This is a genomic window from Paracoccus sp. Arc7-R13 (assembly GCF_004010775.1).
GTDB lineage: Bacteria > Pseudomonadota > Alphaproteobacteria > Rhodobacterales > Rhodobacteraceae > Paracoccus > Paracoccus marcusii.
Genome location: NZ_CP034812.1, coordinates 69,998 through 84,857, shown reverse-complemented (window position 1 = coordinate 84,857; position 14,860 = coordinate 69,998). Strand labels below are relative to the sequence as shown.

Sequence of the window (14,860 nt, the reverse complement as noted above, 5' to 3'; positions counted from 1 at the left end):
ATTGCCCTGTGCGCGGCCAGCATGGGGGCATCTACGGCCTTGGCCGAAGTGACCCCCCGGGCGGGCAATCTCGATGCCCGTGTCCGCTATGCCCAATGGGTCGATGGACAGGTCTACCGCGTCCAGACGCAGGTAGGCCGGGTCACGTCCGTGGAGTTCGGCCCGGATGAGGAAATCACCTCCGTGGTCGCGGGCGATACCGTCAGCTTCAATTTCGATGCGGTGCCGGGTGGCAGCGCCTTCGTGATGAAGCCCACGACCAGCGGCGCCGCCACGAACATCAACGTCTATACCAACAAGCGGCAGTATTACTTTGAGGTCTCGGAAACCGCCTCGGCGCAGTTCTCCGTGGTGCGCTTCACCTACCCGCGCGGCTCGGGCAGCGCCACGCCCGCGAACCGCCAGGTGGCCCGTGGTCCGCTGAATCACGACTACGGCGGCAGCATCGTGAACGGCACCACCCCCACGCAAGTCTGGGATGACGGGGCCTTCACCTATTTCAAGTTCCGGCGCAACGGCGAATTGCCCGCGATCTTCAAGGTCACGGCAGGGCAGGAAATCACGGTCAATTCCCAGACCATGCCCGATGGCGTGGTGCGTGTGACCGGCACCAGCCCGTTCTGGATGCTGCGCTTGGGAACGGTTGAATCGACGGTGGGGATGATGAAAGCGGTGAGGTTGGTGCAATGAGCGATCAAGAGACGGCAGACCTGCGCGAACGGCTGGCGGCGCTGGAGAAATCCAATCCTCGTAATCAACCCAAGGCCCGGCCTGCGGCAAAGGCTGCCAAGATGGCCGGGCTTCTGTGCGGCGGTGTGGCTATCGCCGGACTGGTCTATGTCTATTCGCTCCCTGACGGCGCAGCGGATATGACCGTCCGTGAAGCCCAGGAGTTCCAGAACGAGGGCAGCGGCTTTGGCGATCTGGAAAATCCCCCGTCCGCCGTGCCGGCAGCGGTCGAAGTCGCAGAACCGGAACCGGCCCCTGCCCCTGCGGCGGAAAGCGACAATTCCGAAGTGGTCGAGCTGATCCGGGGCTTGCAGGACCAGATCGACCGGCTGTCCGAGGCCCCGGCCGAGGATGCCGATGGTGAACCTGTCGTGGACACGCAAGCTCTCGACCAAATGCGCGGCGAGCTGGACCAGCTGCGCAACGAGGCACAATCGCGCGAGCAGGAACTGAACGAACAACTCAGCAGCCGTAACCTCGAAATTGCCGAGTTGAAGAACGATCTGGACATGCTGCGGCTGCAAAACGGCCAGAGCGTGATGCCGGGTGGCGATGACGATCTGCTCACGCAGCGCCGTCAGGCCGCCGACGAGGCGGCCCAATTGGAAGAGGCCCGGTTGCAGTCCTCCATGGTTGCCCTCGGCGGCGGCGGTGCAGCCGGTGCCGTCGCCGATGCGGCGGGTCTGGGAGACGGGGCGGCTGCGCAGCAGGCGGCGCGTCTCAGCGATGATGCGCAGTTCGTGCGCGATGCCGGGCGGCCGGTGCAGGTCCAGCGCGCAGAGATCATCGTGAACCCGTCCAATACCGTCACGCAGGGCACGATGATCCAGGCGGTTCTGGAAACAGCCATCGACTCGACGCTTCAAGGTCCGATCCGGGGCCTCGTGACAACCGATGTGGTGGCCTATGACGGGTCGCGCATCCTGATCCCGCGCGGATCGCGGCTGATCGGAAGCTACTCGGCTGACGTGGATACCGGCCAGAACAGGCTTCTGGTGGCGTGGGAACGCATCATCATGCCAGATAACCAGTCGGTGCAGATAAGCTCCTTCGGTGGCGATGCCTTGGGCCGTTCCGGAACCACCGGCAAGGTCAACAATCACTTCTTCCGCAGGCTTGGGGCGGCGGCCCTGATTTCCACAATTTCGGCCATTCCCTCGGCCTTGCAAGACGACAGCAGCGACGGGGGCGTGACCATTTCGACGGGCGGTTCCAACGATCCAGCAACAGGCGTGTCCAATGCCGTCAGTGGCGCAACGGAGTCTGCCATCGGCAAGTATGTCTCGATGCCGCCGACCATCACAGTCAACCAAGGCACCCGGATCACCGTCATGGTGGACCGCGATCTGGAGATTTTTTGATCATGAACGACATGACCCATGGCAGCTATCTGGATGAAGCCCTGGCACGCATCGGGGCAGTCATCGACAGCCCTGCATTGGTGGAAATTGCCATCAACCCCGACGGCCGCATCTGGTCGCTGGAACACGGCGATCCGGCGATGAAGCTAGAAACGCGCGCGGCGATGAACCGTCAGGAAGTCATGGACCTGGGCCGCCGCATCGCAAGTGCAGGCACGCTGACCCTTGGCCGGGAAGCCCCGATCATCTCGACCTCCGTGGTCTATCGAGGCCGCCCGATCCGGGCGCAGGTGGTGGCAGAGCCTGCCGTTCTGTCGGGTGCTGCAATCTCGATGCGGTTCTTCTCGTCCCTGCCCCTCGACAAGATCCAGATCAAATACCTGCACGGTCAGGAATACTCGGTGGACCAGGCCCGCGCGGAGACAAAGCGGGAACTGAAAAAACTGGCAGCCTCCGGCGACATTGACGCGGCCATGGCATTCATCGTCCACCACAAGATGAATGCCCTGATTGCGGGCGCGACCGACAGCGGCAAGACGGTCTTTGCGCGCAAGATGCTGTCCTATGTCAGTGACAGCGAACGGATGATCACCATTGAAGACGCCGCCGAGCTGGTGCCGACACAGCCGAACGTGGTGACGCTGATTGCGGACCGGGACAGCCGGACCAGGACGCCGGACATTCTGCTGACCTCCTGTCTGCGGATGCGGCCTGATCGGCTGATCGTAGGCGAGGTGCGCGGCAAGGAAGCCATGACCTTCATCGAAGCCATCAACACCGGCCATGGCGGGTCGATGACGACCATCCATGCCGAAACCCCGAAGCTGGCTCTATCGAAGCTCGCCATCATGGCGCTGAAGTCGGAACTGCCGCTGACCTATGCGGACACGCTGCGCTACATCGCCAGCTCGATCGACGTGGTGATCCAGACCGGCCGCGCCGGCGGCGACCGGGGCGTGCTGGAATTTTATATCCCTGATGCCGGTGACAATGGAGATAAGAACCATGTTTGATCAGAAGACCCTTTTTATCGCTCTCTCGTCGCTTGCTGTCGGTGTGGCGATCGGTGGTGCTGTCCTTAACAGCTGGCTCCCTGCCGAAACTGCATCCACCGCGCGAATGGGCGATGTGCAATTTGCACAAGCCCAGACCGAGCCGCAGCTGACACAGGCCGAGCGGGACTTTATGGATTTTACCATGCCTGATTTGTCAAAACCCCAGGCTGGTGGTGAGACAACCCGTCATGGATGCGTGAAGCCTCCGCGCCCGGAATGGGTAGTTAACAGAACCCCACAGGAAGCTGATAATTCTCTTCTCTTGAAAGCGATTTATGACATGGATCGTCTTCAAGAAATTATTGAGACAAACTCCTGCCCTTGTGAAATTGAGCATCCATCTTGGGATAGTGCAGAGCGTCAATACCACGCTATCGCAGCAGGAAAAGACAGGGCTGAGATACGTGCGCTACGTGCGCCGGTAGTGCAGGAAGTCGCACGAATGACCAAGCAGTCATTGGATATTTGCAGCGAATGGCAAGGACGCTGACATGGCCATTGTTGCACCAATTGTTAATTCAGCAGAAAGTTTTCTGGTAAATGCGGCCAGATCGACATTTCTCGGTCTTGTCGAAGCATCAGGCACCCTTGTCGGATACATGGCCGTTCTTGCGGTCGCACTGGTGGGCATCAACATGATGGTGCAGCTGCGACCGATGGCATGGGGACATTGCCTCAGTCTGATGATCAAATTGGCCTTGATTGGTATCTTCGCTTGGAATTGGAACCAGTTTTGGAATGTTGCCAATGGCATTATGAGCGCCATTGAAGCAACTGCTGGGGGCATCCTGGCGTCCAGTGGGAACGGGCTTAGTGGCCCAACGATCACTAACGGTTTTGCATCTGCCATAGATGAAATGATGTATCAGTTTACTGTGGCATCCACCAACATTGCACAGGAGATGGGGGGATACTTTACAACAGCTATTGTCTCAGGGATTTGCTTGTCTCTTATAGGAATAGTCACGGCAGTATCAACACTACTCATTCTATTCCCGAAAATTGTCATTACTATTCTTCTTGGCCTGGCCCCCATCGTAATTGCATTGACACTCTTTGAAGCGACTAAAGGCTTTTTTGAGAGATGGCTGTCTGCCTGTATCAGCTGGTCACTCTACCCCTTGTTCATTGCGTCTATCTTCTCGATCATGATTTCGATGGGGACTGACATGATTGACCGCATCGGAACCGAAGGCTTTTCTAGCGTAGGCGCGTTCATCCCTTTTATCGTTCTACTTGTTCTTGTTCTGCTTTGTATGGCGCTGCTTCCCGCTCTTGTTACGACCGTTTCAGGAAACATCAACGTGCCTGGACTTATTCAAACGGCCAGCAGATTTTCTAAACAGGCAACAACTGTCAAAAATGCTGGAAGTATGGCGGCACAGGGAACTGCATCACTAGCAAGAACGTCAGCGCAAACGGTGCGTGGAGAGAATGCTGTCGGTCGCGCCGGACAGGCGTTTGCAGCACACCCATCTGTTTTTCAGGCGACCACGGGGGTTGCAGCGTCAATCAATAGAATGCAGGATAAAGCGCGCATACTCGGAAAATAATGTTCGCATAAGCGAGGGACATGAGGGCAGCTTTTGGCTGCCCTTACTTTTGAAAAAGGAACCGCGATGAATTTCGATCTTGATAATATGTCGCTGAAAGAGCTTCGCGATCTTCACAAGGCGGTCGGTCGCCAGATCGACGGCTTTGAGGCCAGGAAAAGAGAACAGGCCATGATGGCCGCGCAAAAGGCGGCCGAGGAGCATGGCTATTCGCTGAAAGACTTGCTTGGAAGTGGGAAGGCCCCCAAAGCCGCCAAAGCGACTGTCGCACCCAAGTATGTCAATCCAGACGACTCGTCTGAGACCTGGACTGGTCGGGGGCGTCAGCCCCGTTGGGTAAAGGGTCATCTGGACGCGGGCGGTAGCGTCGATGATCTGCTGATCAAATAAATCCATTAAGGCCCAATGAAAACGGGCGGCCAATGGCCGCCCGTTTTGTTATTCTGCCGCTTCGACGGCTATGCCATCGTCATCGTCAGCTTCGATGGCATCAACCTTTGTCTGTGATGCCACCATTGCTGCAATCTTTTCGTCGTTGGTATAAACTTCGGTCTGCTGAATTTTGTTATTATCAACCCCTTTTCGCCTCATTGCGAACGGGGCTGGCTGTGCATCTTTAACATTGATCTGGGGCATTTCCCCCTTGTCATCAGTCTTCGATACGGCAACAGGCAACACTGTTTTGGCAAAGCTCGGAGCCTCAAATACCAGCGATGGCAAGGCTGCTTTCACTCTGCTCCGTTTACGGCTTTCCTTAACCTCGTTGGACAGAGCCTCCAACTTGTGAGTGGTCCTGGCCAGATCGCCTTGTAGATCACGAATGGCCAGGTCTTTCGGATCGGGAGCTGGCAACGGTCCCTTCTGCGCCTGGAAGATGGGATTCAGCACCCGGTCCTCAAAATACTTGATCCGGGTGGCCTTGATCGGATGCTGGCCGTTGGCAAGGACGATTACCGTGTCCTTGTCCAGACGACCGGCTTCATCTTCCGACAGCAGATCGCGATCCTCGGTCCGCTCGGAGACGTTCACCCCCGAAAACGGTCCCTTGCCGATGGTCTTTGACCGTGAGGTGACTCGGTGCGTGGTCTTGCCTACCGCGGCGGAAAGCTCCGCCTTGGTGCGCGGATCGGCGGGTGCCAGGTAGATCTTCACCCCTGCCCCGCCTTGCAGCGACATGCGGGTGTCCTCACCATAGATCTTGTCCAGCGCCGGGATGGTCTGAGTGATGATTGCCAGGTTTCCGCCATAAGAGCGCAGGGTCTTGATGCTGTCCGCCACGATCGGCATGCGGCCAAGCATGTCGAACTCGTCCAGCATGATCATCACGGGCCAGGGTTCATCCTCCCCCGGCTCATGTGTGTGCAGGCTGGACAGCAGGTCCGAAAAGAACAGCCGGACCAGCGGCGCCAGCGCCTTGATCTTGTCATGCGGCGGCGCAATAAAATACGCGGTCTGCGGCGTGCGGCGGAAATCATGGAAACTGAAATCGCTCGTTTCCGTCGCCCGGTCGATTGCAGGGTTCGACCACAGGCTGAGGCCCGAGGTCATCAGGAGCGACAGATAGGACGTCAGGGTGCGGTCGTTGGTCGATGCCAGCCGCTCGAACATCAGCCGCGCGGCAGGGCTTTTCACCTTGTCGGCATAGATCAGGTATTGCTTCTGCTTGTCGCCCCCTGCCGATGCCAGCCGGTAAATCTCGCCCAAGGTCGCCTTGTTGCGTTCCATTGCGAAGATGCCGCAGGCCACGAACAGGTCGATGCCGCCATCCAGAAGACCCTTCATGCTGTCATCTTCGGTTTGAAGGAACAACTCTGCCAGCAGACGGATTTCCATCTGCCTCTGGTCCGGGTCCGGAAGCGCCGTGATCCGGTCAAGGGGGTTATAGCGGTGGCTGGGCTTGCCCCAATCCAGCGGCGCAAAGCGCCATACCTTGTCCCCCATCGCCCGGCGATGACGGCTGGTCAGCTCGAAATTCTCGCCCTTCACATCAAGAACAACCGCACTCCCCGTCGAGAGGAGCAGGTTCGGGACAACGAAGTTAATCCCCTTACCCGAACCAGTCGGCGCCACCATGAGGCAATGCGGAAAGGATGCCGAACACAGGAATTTGGCCCGGCTTTTTGGCGATCCCATTTTTGCGACCACAAAACCGCGCCCCGGCTTCTCGAAAAACTTGTTGGCTCTCAATTCGCGACGGCTTTGCCAATGCGAACGACCGAAGGTGGTCAGTTTCTCAGTCAGGACTTTTGCTGAGAACAAAAGCGACAGGATAATAAATCCGCCCCAGATCAGATTGATAATCCGGAAGGCTTGCGGGTCGTTGTTCTTGAGGGCGAAGTATCCGGTCGCAATCCAGGTCCAATCCAGATACTCGCCGTTAAAACCGTAGCGGAATGACAGAAAGCCGGTTCCGACGACATAGGCGAGGCTGGTTGCGACCAGGGCGAACAAAAGGACGCCCCCAAGAAGGTGCAGCTTATTCATGACCGCCTCCTTCATGACCGCGTTCCTGGCGAACGCGGTCACGCTCGGCGGTCAGCGCGTCGCTCACACGCTCGATCCCCTGCTGCGCGCCCGGATCGTTGGTGGCGCGCAGGTAATCGCGTGCCATGGTCAGCTGGTCCTGCCGGTCGCCCACGCCGCGCAGAACCGACGCATCGCCGTTCTTGAGCGCGGCCAGTTCCTCGCGGGTCAACGCCTTCTCGACAGCCTCGCGCAGCTTGCGTTCGTCGTCCGCGCCGACAGGGCTGGCATGCTGCCTGAGATCGGAATGATCGCGGCTGATGCCGTCACGCGAGCCAATGGACGTGCCTGGTGCGTATTCAAGCGCCTCCGTCTCCCGCGACCGCTCAAGCTGCCCCTTGGCATCCGGTCCTGCATCCACCTGACCGGCTTCATTCAGCTGCTCACGGATGGGATGAACATTGTTCACGCCCTGCTCATGGCTAACACCACGCTGTGCCGCCGCGCGCTGATAGATGGCGTCATCGACACCGTAGTCAGCCGCCACTCGGTCGTAGGCATGGTCCACCACCGCGATGGCCTGCTCAAGCTGCGCCGCATCGCGCAGATCAAGCCCACGCAGATCAGCGACAGCCTGCAAATCCTGCTGAACCCAACGGGTTTCCAGCGCCGCGGAATTGGCCCCAAGCCGCATCCGGGCTTCGACCTCGACCGGATTGATGCCGGTCCCGTCCAGGGCTGCACTCAGCTTGTCGCGGCCTTCCAGCGCAAAACGCGTGTTCACCCCCGCGACATTCTGGGCCGAGTAGATGCCTTCCTCGCTGGCGGTTTCGCTCAGATCGCGCGACCGGGCACCGAGCGGTTGCAGATGCTCCACCGAGGACAGCGCTTCGGCCAACTTGCGTTCCATCGCCGGGCGATGGTTTGGTGCCGCGTCTGCAATGCGAACCTCCGCGTCATCGACCGCGCGCCTCAGATTGGCGGCGGCCTTATCAAAGTCTTCTTCGACAGACATGTAAGCGTCTCCCTTGGCTAAAATGACGCCGCCCTGGGACAGGACGGCAGATGCCTTCTCAAATGCGGTAGCAAGATCCTGCATGTTGCTCTGCGAGGCAAAGCTGGCGAGTTCGCGATAGCGCAGGGACCAGTCGCGAACCTCGTCGGTGGCGCGGCGCAGCGCGTCCCCGACGCGAGGCGTCCCCGAAGGGGCCTCGAAGGCAGCGCCTGTCGTCGCTGCCTTTTCCTGTGCCCGCCGCCACGCGCCATCGGTGGGGGGGTAATGAATATGACCACGCTGCAAACGCGACGTGGCCTCAAGCTGAATACCGTAACGGGCGGCATGGTCCACCATCGCCTCCTTGAAGGCTTGATAGGTGTATTCAGTGCCCTGCCGGAGCGTAAAATAATCCCCCGGCTCCCTGCCCCGTCGATTGACGATGATATGGGCGTGCGGGTTCTTGTTCGGGCTGTCAGTGTGGACGGCAATCATGTAGTCGAACCGCCCGCCCAGCTTCTCCTTGCAGATTTCCCCGGCAATCATGCTGACATGCTGGGATTTGGCATCGCGTGGAAACGACATGACCATGTGGCTTGTCCGGGCCGCGTTCATCTGGCCCCGCCAGTCATCGGTCCAGCGCGACACGGCACGCTCGATCTGCTCGGGCGTCAGACGCTTCTCGCCGTCCAGAAGACCGCGTGAATCATGCACGTCCACGCTCTTGCTGAACAGGTAGTTGAACTGCGCCGACAGCTGCCCCTTGGAGGCACAACCGCCCGTGCGGATCATCTTGAAGAACGCGGGCGATGCCCCCTGCGCCGCCCTCGCCATCTGCCGGGCACCGGCAAGCTGACGGCCACCCTTGACCCTGTCCCAACCCTCCTCGAACAGCCGGGTGGAAACACCGGCGACAGAGCTAGTCCGCCCCATCGTCCGCCCCCTTCATCCCGGCCACGAAGCGGCGGACCGTCTCCGAAGCCCGCTTGCCTTCCATCTCGCGAACCTGGGTGGACACACGGTCGATGTGATCCAGAAGATCGCTGAGAACCTGCTGCTGCGGCTTGGTCAGCTTCAGCTTCTCGCCGCGCCGAACCTCATAGTTCTTGGTGGCAACGAGCTGGTTCACGTTCCGCCCGATGGCCGATAGCTCCCGCGCCACGTCGCGCAGGGCATCGGCCAGGTCCGGATCAGGCTCTAAAAACCCGGCCGGAACACAACACACGCGCCGCAGGGCATCGGCCCGGCTCTTCAAGCCAAGCCGTCCCGTGAACGCATCGAAGGCCAGAAGGCTGTCCCGGTTCACCGTGAAGGACACGGGCGCGGTGTTCGTGTCGGATACTTTGGCCTTGTCGTGGAAGCTGCGGATGGCCCGGTAAATGGTCGGCCGCGTCACGCCATAGGTCTTCGCCAGCACGGCCACGGGCACGCCAGCACGGACGGATGCGACGATCTTTTTCTCGTCGGCAGGCGTGATCTTCTTGGTTCTTCCGGCCATGTCCAAAGTGTAAAAAATTACGGTTGCATTTCTTGCCAATCAACCATTCTACCCTCGCTCAAAAGACGAAGACTGTCAAGGAATTCGGCTTTTGAGCGAGGGTAGAATTCAATTTACCGGCGGCTCGTCGTCGGTGCCTGGACCGAGGGTGCAGTGAAGCATGCAGCCGAGGGACAGCCCCAGAGGCGCGGAGAAAGGCGCTGAGGGGGCGAAAGGGCGCTGGCCCTTGTCGGGGTGCGGAAAACCAAAACCCGGCCCCTAGCGCCAATCCAGAGGCTCTACGGTCGCGCCATGGTCTCGCGCTGCTACCTAAGGACCCATGCGGGGGCATATCCAGAGCCCATGACGTGACAGTGTGACATGACATTATGACATGCATGAACGCCATGATTTCATGCCATGACACCATGTCATGTTTTCATGGTATGAACATATGCCATTGTTTTATGCCGTTATCCCATGCCCAACTGTAATGTCATGACTTTGTGTCGAGACGTTATGACATGACAATAATACATGACTTTATGACATGATGTTGGGCCATGACAGTAAGACAGAGCAATGTGCCAGACTAAAAGTCGTGACATTATGCTGTGCCTCTATGTCAGGATATTATGCCATGCCTCTATTACATTCCTACATGCCATGATCTTTGCCTGTTACGTCACGCCATGCAATCATGACATGAACTAATGACGCGCACTAATGACATTCATTCATGCCATGACATATTGACATGACATTTTGGTTTGGCTTACGAGGTAATGGTAGGGGCTAGGGGATCAGACTGCGCGGTCAGGCTGAAACATCCGCAAAGGGAGTGACCGAATGGCAATCGTGATCAGCATGATGAGCAAGAAGGGCGGGGCGGGCAAGTCAACGATGACGAAGCTGATGGCGTCAGCGTTTCTTTTCACCGGCAAGAGATGTCTCTTGATCGACATGGACGAAAGCGACGACTCGGTAGAGTGGTGGCAGACCGGCATCGAAAACAATCTGACAGACGAGAAGCTCGTGGCACGTCGTGCCGAGACGGGTGACGAACTGTTTGAGCTTATCGAAAAGCACGAAGCCGAAGTTGATTTCATCATCATCGACACCAAGGGCGAGGGCGTCGATTATGCTGTGGAGCTGGCAAGCGTGTCGGATGTTCTTCTCGTTCCCTGCATGAATGCCAAGGGAGACAGAAAACGCGCTCATGAAACTCTGTCTTGGTATAACGATCTCAAAGCGCGCTCAGAGGACCCTCGCGCTTTGCCCGTCCTTCATATCGTCATGGCGCGTGTTCAACCTGGTCTGTTCACCCATGTCAGAGGAAATCCAAAGCCGGATAAAGTCGGAGAGCGGGAATTTGAACGCCATTATGAGATAATTGACGAGTTCAATCCCCTCTACACGATGGTGCCAGAAAAAGCGCAATATCGGGAAATGGATGAAAAGGGCGTCCTCGGGGCCATCATTGAAAAGATGCGGGCAAGTGATAATCCAAAGGATCGTGTCAGGGTTACACATTGGGAAGTCGCAATGTCTCACGCGATCACCCTTATCAACAATGTCTTCAGTGGTCGGAAAATGAGGCAGTAAAATGGCACGTCAGTTGATCAAAACAACCCGTGAAGATGCAACGGGCTTTCATAAACCTAAAAAAGCTGCGCGGGAATCCATTCTCAAGCCGCTGGATGAAAATGCAGTCAACGCTTTCACTCAAAAGCGCCAGCAGGTTGTGGAACCGCCCCGACCGGCAGCTGAGATGCAGTCCGAAGATGCTGTGTCTACCGAGGGAACGCCCACACCTGCCCCGAACGATGACCGCAGCCCTGTTACGCCCGAAGATACGGCCCCGACAAGCAACCCTGCTGATGAAAAGGAAGCAGCACCTGACGCTGCCGTCGAGCTGGTAGATCTTGTCGTGCCGCCTCGGAAGCGGAACTCAACAACATTCTCGATCACCCTGCGACTGAGGGTTTTGGAGCGGCATGTCGAACCACTGACGAAACTGCAATCAAGCGGCGTCGATGTTCAAGGCATCATGAGGTCAGCTTTCAATCAGCTTTCAAAAGTGACCTTTGAACCGCGCTATGTTGCCCAGGTTGCTGAGGCATCAGGTGCTGGCGGGTGGAGCCTTCGCACGACGGTCGCCGTCAAATCTGAAACCCTTCAAGCAATACAAGCGCAGGTTCGGGGCGGAGCGAAAGCGCCACGCTCGAAGCTCCTGTTAGGCCAGATTGAACCCGCGTGGTTTTCCAGTCTCGATCAGACCATCAAGGATTACATGAAATGACATTTCGCATTGCTACCGCCGTCATGGTTTTCTGTGCTGTTGCAGCGCCTGCATTCGCATGGGATGAGACGACCGATTTTCGCGGGCTTCACATCTATACTGCATCCGCTGACGGCATCGCCCTGACTGCCGTCTGCGACCCTGACGGCGCATTCATTCCGCCGACCAACCACCTTCAAGTGGACATTCAAGGTCAGTGGTTGAAAGGACCTTATACCCTTGAGTCTGAGGGGAATACCTTCGCGGGCACCATGATCGCTGGAACAGCAGTATCGAGGGACAAAGCGGACTGGCAGCAGATCATTGCTATCTTGCAAAGTGGGTCTGAACTGAAACTGACTGCTGGTGATCAAACCTATCAAGTGAATACCGGGACGCCTTTTCCGGTATCTTGCGGTGCATCCGAGTAAAGCCGACCCAAGGGCTTCTTGTGGAGCTTCTGTCTTTTCTCCGGCATCGCCTGTCTGACCAAGTTGGATTTGTCCACCCGTGGCCCGCCCTGGGCCACGGGCTTGCAGACCGCGAGCGGAACGGCCCCCATAGTGCGAAGGGACGCGAGTGGGCTGTGGTCAAATCCATCCTGTAAAGCGGCACCTTTCCCCATGCACCCGCGGCGGCGCAGCTGCCGCCCAAAGCCGCCGCCAGGCGGCGTCTGCGTGAAACGCACCAGGATCATGTGGCGCGGCTTGCCGCGCTGCGATGTAAGGCGAAGCCTCGGGCGGGCGCGCTGGTGGCGAAGCTGCCGGCGCGCCCGCCCGACATTCTCCCTGCGCGCCAGGACAGAGGGGAAGGGCAGGGGGGTCAGCAGACCCCCACAAACCTTTCGCCACCTTGGCTGTCTATCTCATAGATCAGAACGGGCGATCCGATCCGGGCGGCGCGGCGTCTGCCGCGCCGCTCTGCTTCGGCCAAGGTGGCGCATGGGATGGGCAGGTCGTCGGGGTCGTCGCGGATTTCGTAGGTCACAGCGCGATCCCCGGTTTCACGTTTCCGTCCCGGTCCAGCCAACCGCGCGCCTCCGCGCAACCGATGCAGATGCAGGTTCCGGCTCCCCCGACCGTGACAGGGGCCAGATAGACCGGGGGATTGGTCGTGCCGCATTTGCGGCACGACAGGTCGGGCAGGGGGCCGCTCACGCGGCCGCCCTTTCTTCTTCGACGTGCTGCTGCTTGGTCAGCAGGTCGGCGGCTTTCTGAGCCTCGCTGGCGGCTTTAAAGATCATCCGCTTGTCGTCGTTCAGCGCGCGCAGCCAGCTCTTTATATATGCGCCGGACTGTCCAAAATCAGGCGTCAGGCCAAGCTTGGCGCAAAGCATGGCATTTCCCAATTCCGCCACAAGTTCCTCAAAAGCATAGCTTTTTTTATCAGAAAAGCGGGAAAAGCGATCAAGGCGGGTGCTATGACCAGTGGAATGCACTGCCTCATGTGCCAACGTCCCATAATAGCCTCCCGCGTCGTGGAACGTGGCAATCGGCGGCATGTGGATATAGTCGTCGGCGGGGCTGTAGTAGGCTTGCGGGTCGTCGGTGGTGCGGATTTCCACCCCGATCCCTGCAAAGAAAGCATCAAGCGCCGGGTCGGGTTCGGTCCCAAGATCGCGCGCGGCCTCGGCGGGGCTGCCATAGTATTCCGGGGCCAGCCCCTCGATCTGCTCGGCGTTGAACACGCTGTAAGATTTCAGGTAGGGCAGGCGGCGTTCCTCGCCCGTTTCCTTGTCCTCGCGCTCAAACGTCCCGTATTTGACAACCGTGGCGGATTTCTCGCCCTTGCGGACCTGTCCGCCCGCTTCTTGCGCTTGGCGATAGGTGAACCAGAACGGGGCGCGATAGCCCTTTGCGTCGGCGGCAAGCCAAAGCATCAGGACATTGATGCCGGAATAGGGTTCGCCGTTGCTGCGCAGCGGGAACGGTGCGCCGCCCTTCTCGCCGGTCCACGGCTTGCGCCAAGCGGGGGTGCCGGACTCGATGCTGGCAATGATGCTGTCGGTGACATGCTGATAGAGGTCGAACGATTTAGCCATTTGGCGTTCCTTCTTTTGCGACGATCCGGGCCCGGACTTTGCCCTGTGGCCGGTGCCCAAAATGGGCGGGGGGTCAGGCGAGGAAGCGCGAAGCGCGCCCCTCTCCTGAACCCTTGCCTCCCGGCGAGGGCAGGGGGGGAACCGCCGCAATGGGAAAATCAAACGGACAAGGGGGTGGTGCGGCCCGCAGCGCGCAGCGCGAGGACACGGCCCCGCAGGACGTGCAGCATTTTCCCGTTGCGGTGGGGGACCGGCGGTCCCCTGACGGACAGGCGCGCAGCGCCTGGCCCAGCAAGGGCAGGGGGCGTTTGGCTTGTCCAAATCCCCCCTGCGTCTCGATCGCCGCGCCTCGCGCGGGGATCTCGCTATTCTGAAAGAGGCCGCGGTGGGTCTGTGCCGCAGCTGCCGCAAGCCGCATCCGGTTGACCACAGGCTGACGCTCGATCCCTATGGTCTCGCTTACAGCCTGCTTCGGTCCCGCGCCTTCACTCCCAAGGTCGTTCCCGGCGCGCGACTGGACAACCGGATGCGCCTCGCGTCAGCGGTCCCGCCTTTTGCGCGCATTGCTTTTTGTAAGTCGAGGGGCGTGGCAGTCCAAAAAAACGGCCCCGCCGAAGCGGGGCCTGAGTTTCTCCGTCGCAAAAAGGAGTAGGGTATACCTAGCGCTTTCGAAGGGTCAGCACCACGGTATTGATGCGGACGCCCACGCTGGCGAAGCTCTCGGGCGGCAGGTCGCGCCACTGGTGGCACCGATAACCGCGCGGGGAATGCTGTGCGGCCCATACTCGGAACCGCTCATGCTTGGCGGTCGATCCGACCTCGGCGGACGCGGGCAGGATCGCCCGCAGCTCGCCGCCCGGCGCTGTGGATTGCCACGACAAACGTCCTCACCAATCTAATTAAAGC

At 59.1% G+C, this 14,860-nt stretch carries 16 protein-coding genes; 9 read left to right on the top strand and 7 right to left on the bottom strand.

From position 1 onward, the window contains the following. Nucleotides 1-48: 48 nt before the first annotated feature. The 6 genes from EOJ32_RS17375 (at nt 49) to EOJ32_RS17350 (ending at nt 5,088) form a co-directional block, all read left to right on the top strand. Nucleotides 49-690, top strand: coding sequence for a TrbG/VirB9 family P-type conjugative transfer protein (locus tag EOJ32_RS17375; RefSeq protein ID WP_371706260.1), 642 nt, complete (start codon nt 49-51; stop codon nt 688-690). Next, nucleotides 687-2,090 carry a TrbI/VirB10 family protein gene (locus EOJ32_RS17370; RefSeq protein WP_127899637.1) on the top strand — a complete coding sequence of 468 codons (1,404 nt, stop codon included), beginning with the start codon at nt 687-689 and terminating at the stop codon, nt 2,088-2,090. Before EOJ32_RS17375 ends, EOJ32_RS17370 begins: the two co-directional genes overlap by 4 nt. A gap of 2 nt (nt 2,091-2,092) precedes the next feature. Beyond that, on the top strand, nt 2,093-3,103 hold the full coding sequence (locus EOJ32_RS17365; protein WP_371706225.1) for an ATPase, T2SS/T4P/T4SS family: 1,011 nt from the start codon (nt 2,093-2,095) through the stop codon (nt 3,101-3,103). Beyond that, complete coding sequence (locus EOJ32_RS17360) at nt 3,096-3,635, top strand: hypothetical protein (protein ID WP_127899636.1); 540 nt, start codon at nt 3,096-3,098, stop codon at nt 3,633-3,635. The genes EOJ32_RS17365 and EOJ32_RS17360 overlap by 8 nt, the downstream gene beginning before the upstream one ends. Before the next feature lies 1 nt (nt 3,636). Then, a complete protein-coding gene (locus EOJ32_RS17355; protein WP_127899635.1) occupies nt 3,637-4,698 on the top strand; it encodes a type IV secretion system protein in 1,062 nt (353 codons plus the stop codon). Nucleotides 4,699-4,764: 66 nt separating this feature from the next. Further along, complete coding sequence (locus EOJ32_RS17350) at nt 4,765-5,088, top strand: H-NS family nucleoid-associated regulatory protein (RefSeq protein ID WP_127899634.1); 324 nt, start codon at nt 4,765-4,767, stop codon at nt 5,086-5,088. Nucleotides 5,089-5,136: 48 nt separating this feature from the next. Here EOJ32_RS17350 and EOJ32_RS17345 read toward each other — a convergent pair whose 3' ends face one another. Genes EOJ32_RS17345 through EOJ32_RS17335 form a run of 3 tightly spaced genes read right to left on the bottom strand, consistent with a single transcriptional unit; the run spans nt 5,137 to nt 9,653 of the window. Beyond that, nucleotides 5,137-7,182, bottom strand: a complete 2,046-nt coding sequence (locus tag EOJ32_RS17345) for a type IV secretory system conjugative DNA transfer family protein (protein WP_127899633.1) — start codon at nt 7,180-7,182, stop codon at nt 5,137-5,139. Further along, nucleotides 7,175-9,088 (bottom strand): relaxase/mobilization nuclease domain-containing protein, encoded by a 1,914-nt coding sequence (locus EOJ32_RS17340; RefSeq protein ID WP_127899632.1) that lies wholly within the window; start codon nt 9,086-9,088, stop codon nt 7,175-7,177. Before EOJ32_RS17340 ends, EOJ32_RS17345 begins: the two co-directional genes overlap by 8 nt. After that, nucleotides 9,075-9,653, bottom strand: a complete 579-nt coding sequence (locus EOJ32_RS17335; RefSeq protein WP_164871495.1) for a helix-turn-helix domain-containing protein — start codon at nt 9,651-9,653, stop codon at nt 9,075-9,077. The genes EOJ32_RS17340 and EOJ32_RS17335 overlap by 14 nt, the downstream gene beginning before the upstream one ends. Before the next feature lie 828 nt (nt 9,654-10,481). On the opposite strand from EOJ32_RS17335, the gene EOJ32_RS17330 reads away from it, so the two are divergent. From EOJ32_RS17330 to EOJ32_RS17320, 3 genes are read left to right on the top strand one after another with little or no spacing between them, the layout of a single operon-like run. Further along, nucleotides 10,482-11,237 carry a ParA family protein gene (locus EOJ32_RS17330; protein WP_045983120.1) on the top strand — a complete coding sequence of 252 codons (756 nt, stop codon included), beginning with the start codon at nt 10,482-10,484 and terminating at the stop codon, nt 11,235-11,237. Nucleotide 11,238: 1 nt separating this feature from the next. After that, the gene (locus tag EOJ32_RS17325) at nt 11,239-11,934 is read left to right on the top strand and encodes a hypothetical protein (RefSeq protein ID WP_127899630.1); all 696 of its coding nucleotides are present in this window, start codon (nt 11,239-11,241) and stop codon (nt 11,932-11,934) included. Next, nucleotides 11,931-12,344, top strand: coding sequence for a hypothetical protein (locus tag EOJ32_RS17320; RefSeq protein ID WP_127899629.1), 414 nt, complete (start codon nt 11,931-11,933; stop codon nt 12,342-12,344). Before EOJ32_RS17325 ends, EOJ32_RS17320 begins: the two co-directional genes overlap by 4 nt. Nucleotides 12,345-12,735: 391 nt before the next feature. Here the strand turns inward: EOJ32_RS17320 and EOJ32_RS20180 are convergent, their stop codons facing one another. The 4 genes from EOJ32_RS20180 to EOJ32_RS17310 all read right to left on the bottom strand — a co-directional run bounded on the left by EOJ32_RS20180 (nt 12,736) and on the right by EOJ32_RS17310 (nt 14,835). Beyond that, nucleotides 12,736-12,900 carry a hypothetical protein gene (locus tag EOJ32_RS20180; protein WP_164871494.1) on the bottom strand — a complete coding sequence of 55 codons (165 nt, stop codon included), beginning with the start codon at nt 12,898-12,900 and terminating at the stop codon, nt 12,736-12,738. After that, a complete protein-coding gene (locus EOJ32_RS20175) occupies nt 12,897-13,070 on the bottom strand; it encodes a hypothetical protein (RefSeq protein WP_164871493.1) in 174 nt (57 codons plus the stop codon). The genes EOJ32_RS20180 and EOJ32_RS20175 overlap by 4 nt, the downstream gene beginning before the upstream one ends. Beyond that, nucleotides 13,067-13,954, bottom strand: coding sequence for an ArdC family protein (locus EOJ32_RS17315; RefSeq protein WP_127899628.1), 888 nt, complete (start codon nt 13,952-13,954; stop codon nt 13,067-13,069). Before EOJ32_RS17315 ends, EOJ32_RS20175 begins: the two co-directional genes overlap by 4 nt. Before the next feature lie 659 nt (nt 13,955-14,613). Further along, nucleotides 14,614-14,835: a hypothetical protein gene (locus EOJ32_RS17310; RefSeq protein WP_240542586.1), complete on the bottom strand. Its 222-nt coding sequence runs from the start codon at nt 14,833-14,835 to the stop codon at nt 14,614-14,616. Between the last annotated feature and the right edge of the window lie 25 nt (nt 14,836-14,860).

Bases quoted from the DNA above. Each gene is read 5' to 3' on its own strand.
- EOJ32_RS17315 (WP_127899628.1), bottom strand. From the start codon at position 13,954: ATGGCTAAATCGTTCGACCTCTATCAGCATGTCACCGACAGCATCATT.
- EOJ32_RS17330 (WP_045983120.1), top strand. From the start codon at position 10,482: ATGGCAATCGTGATCAGCATGATGAGCAAGAAGGGCGGGGCGGGCAAG.
- EOJ32_RS17335 (WP_164871495.1), bottom strand. From the start codon at position 9,653: ATGGCCGGAAGAACCAAGAAGATCACGCCTGCCGACGAGAAAAAGATC.
- EOJ32_RS17320 (WP_127899629.1), top strand. From the start codon at position 11,931: ATGACATTTCGCATTGCTACCGCCGTCATGGTTTTCTGTGCTGTTGCA.
- EOJ32_RS17365 (WP_371706225.1), top strand. From the start codon at position 2,093: ATGAACGACATGACCCATGGCAGCTATCTGGATGAAGCCCTGGCACGC.
- EOJ32_RS17325 (WP_127899630.1), top strand. From the start codon at position 11,239: ATGGCACGTCAGTTGATCAAAACAACCCGTGAAGATGCAACGGGCTTT.
- EOJ32_RS17350 (WP_127899634.1), top strand. From the start codon at position 4,765: ATGAATTTCGATCTTGATAATATGTCGCTGAAAGAGCTTCGCGATCTT.
- EOJ32_RS17345 (WP_127899633.1), bottom strand. From the start codon at position 7,182: ATGAATAAGCTGCACCTTCTTGGGGGCGTCCTTTTGTTCGCCCTGGTC.
- EOJ32_RS17360 (WP_127899636.1), top strand. From the start codon at position 3,096: ATGTTTGATCAGAAGACCCTTTTTATCGCTCTCTCGTCGCTTGCTGTC.
- EOJ32_RS17355 (WP_127899635.1), top strand. From the start codon at position 3,637: ATGGCCATTGTTGCACCAATTGTTAATTCAGCAGAAAGTTTTCTGGTA.
- EOJ32_RS17340 (WP_127899632.1), bottom strand. From the start codon at position 9,088: ATGGGGCGGACTAGCTCTGTCGCCGGTGTTTCCACCCGGCTGTTCGAG.
- EOJ32_RS17370 (WP_127899637.1), top strand. From the start codon at position 687: ATGAGCGATCAAGAGACGGCAGACCTGCGCGAACGGCTGGCGGCGCTG.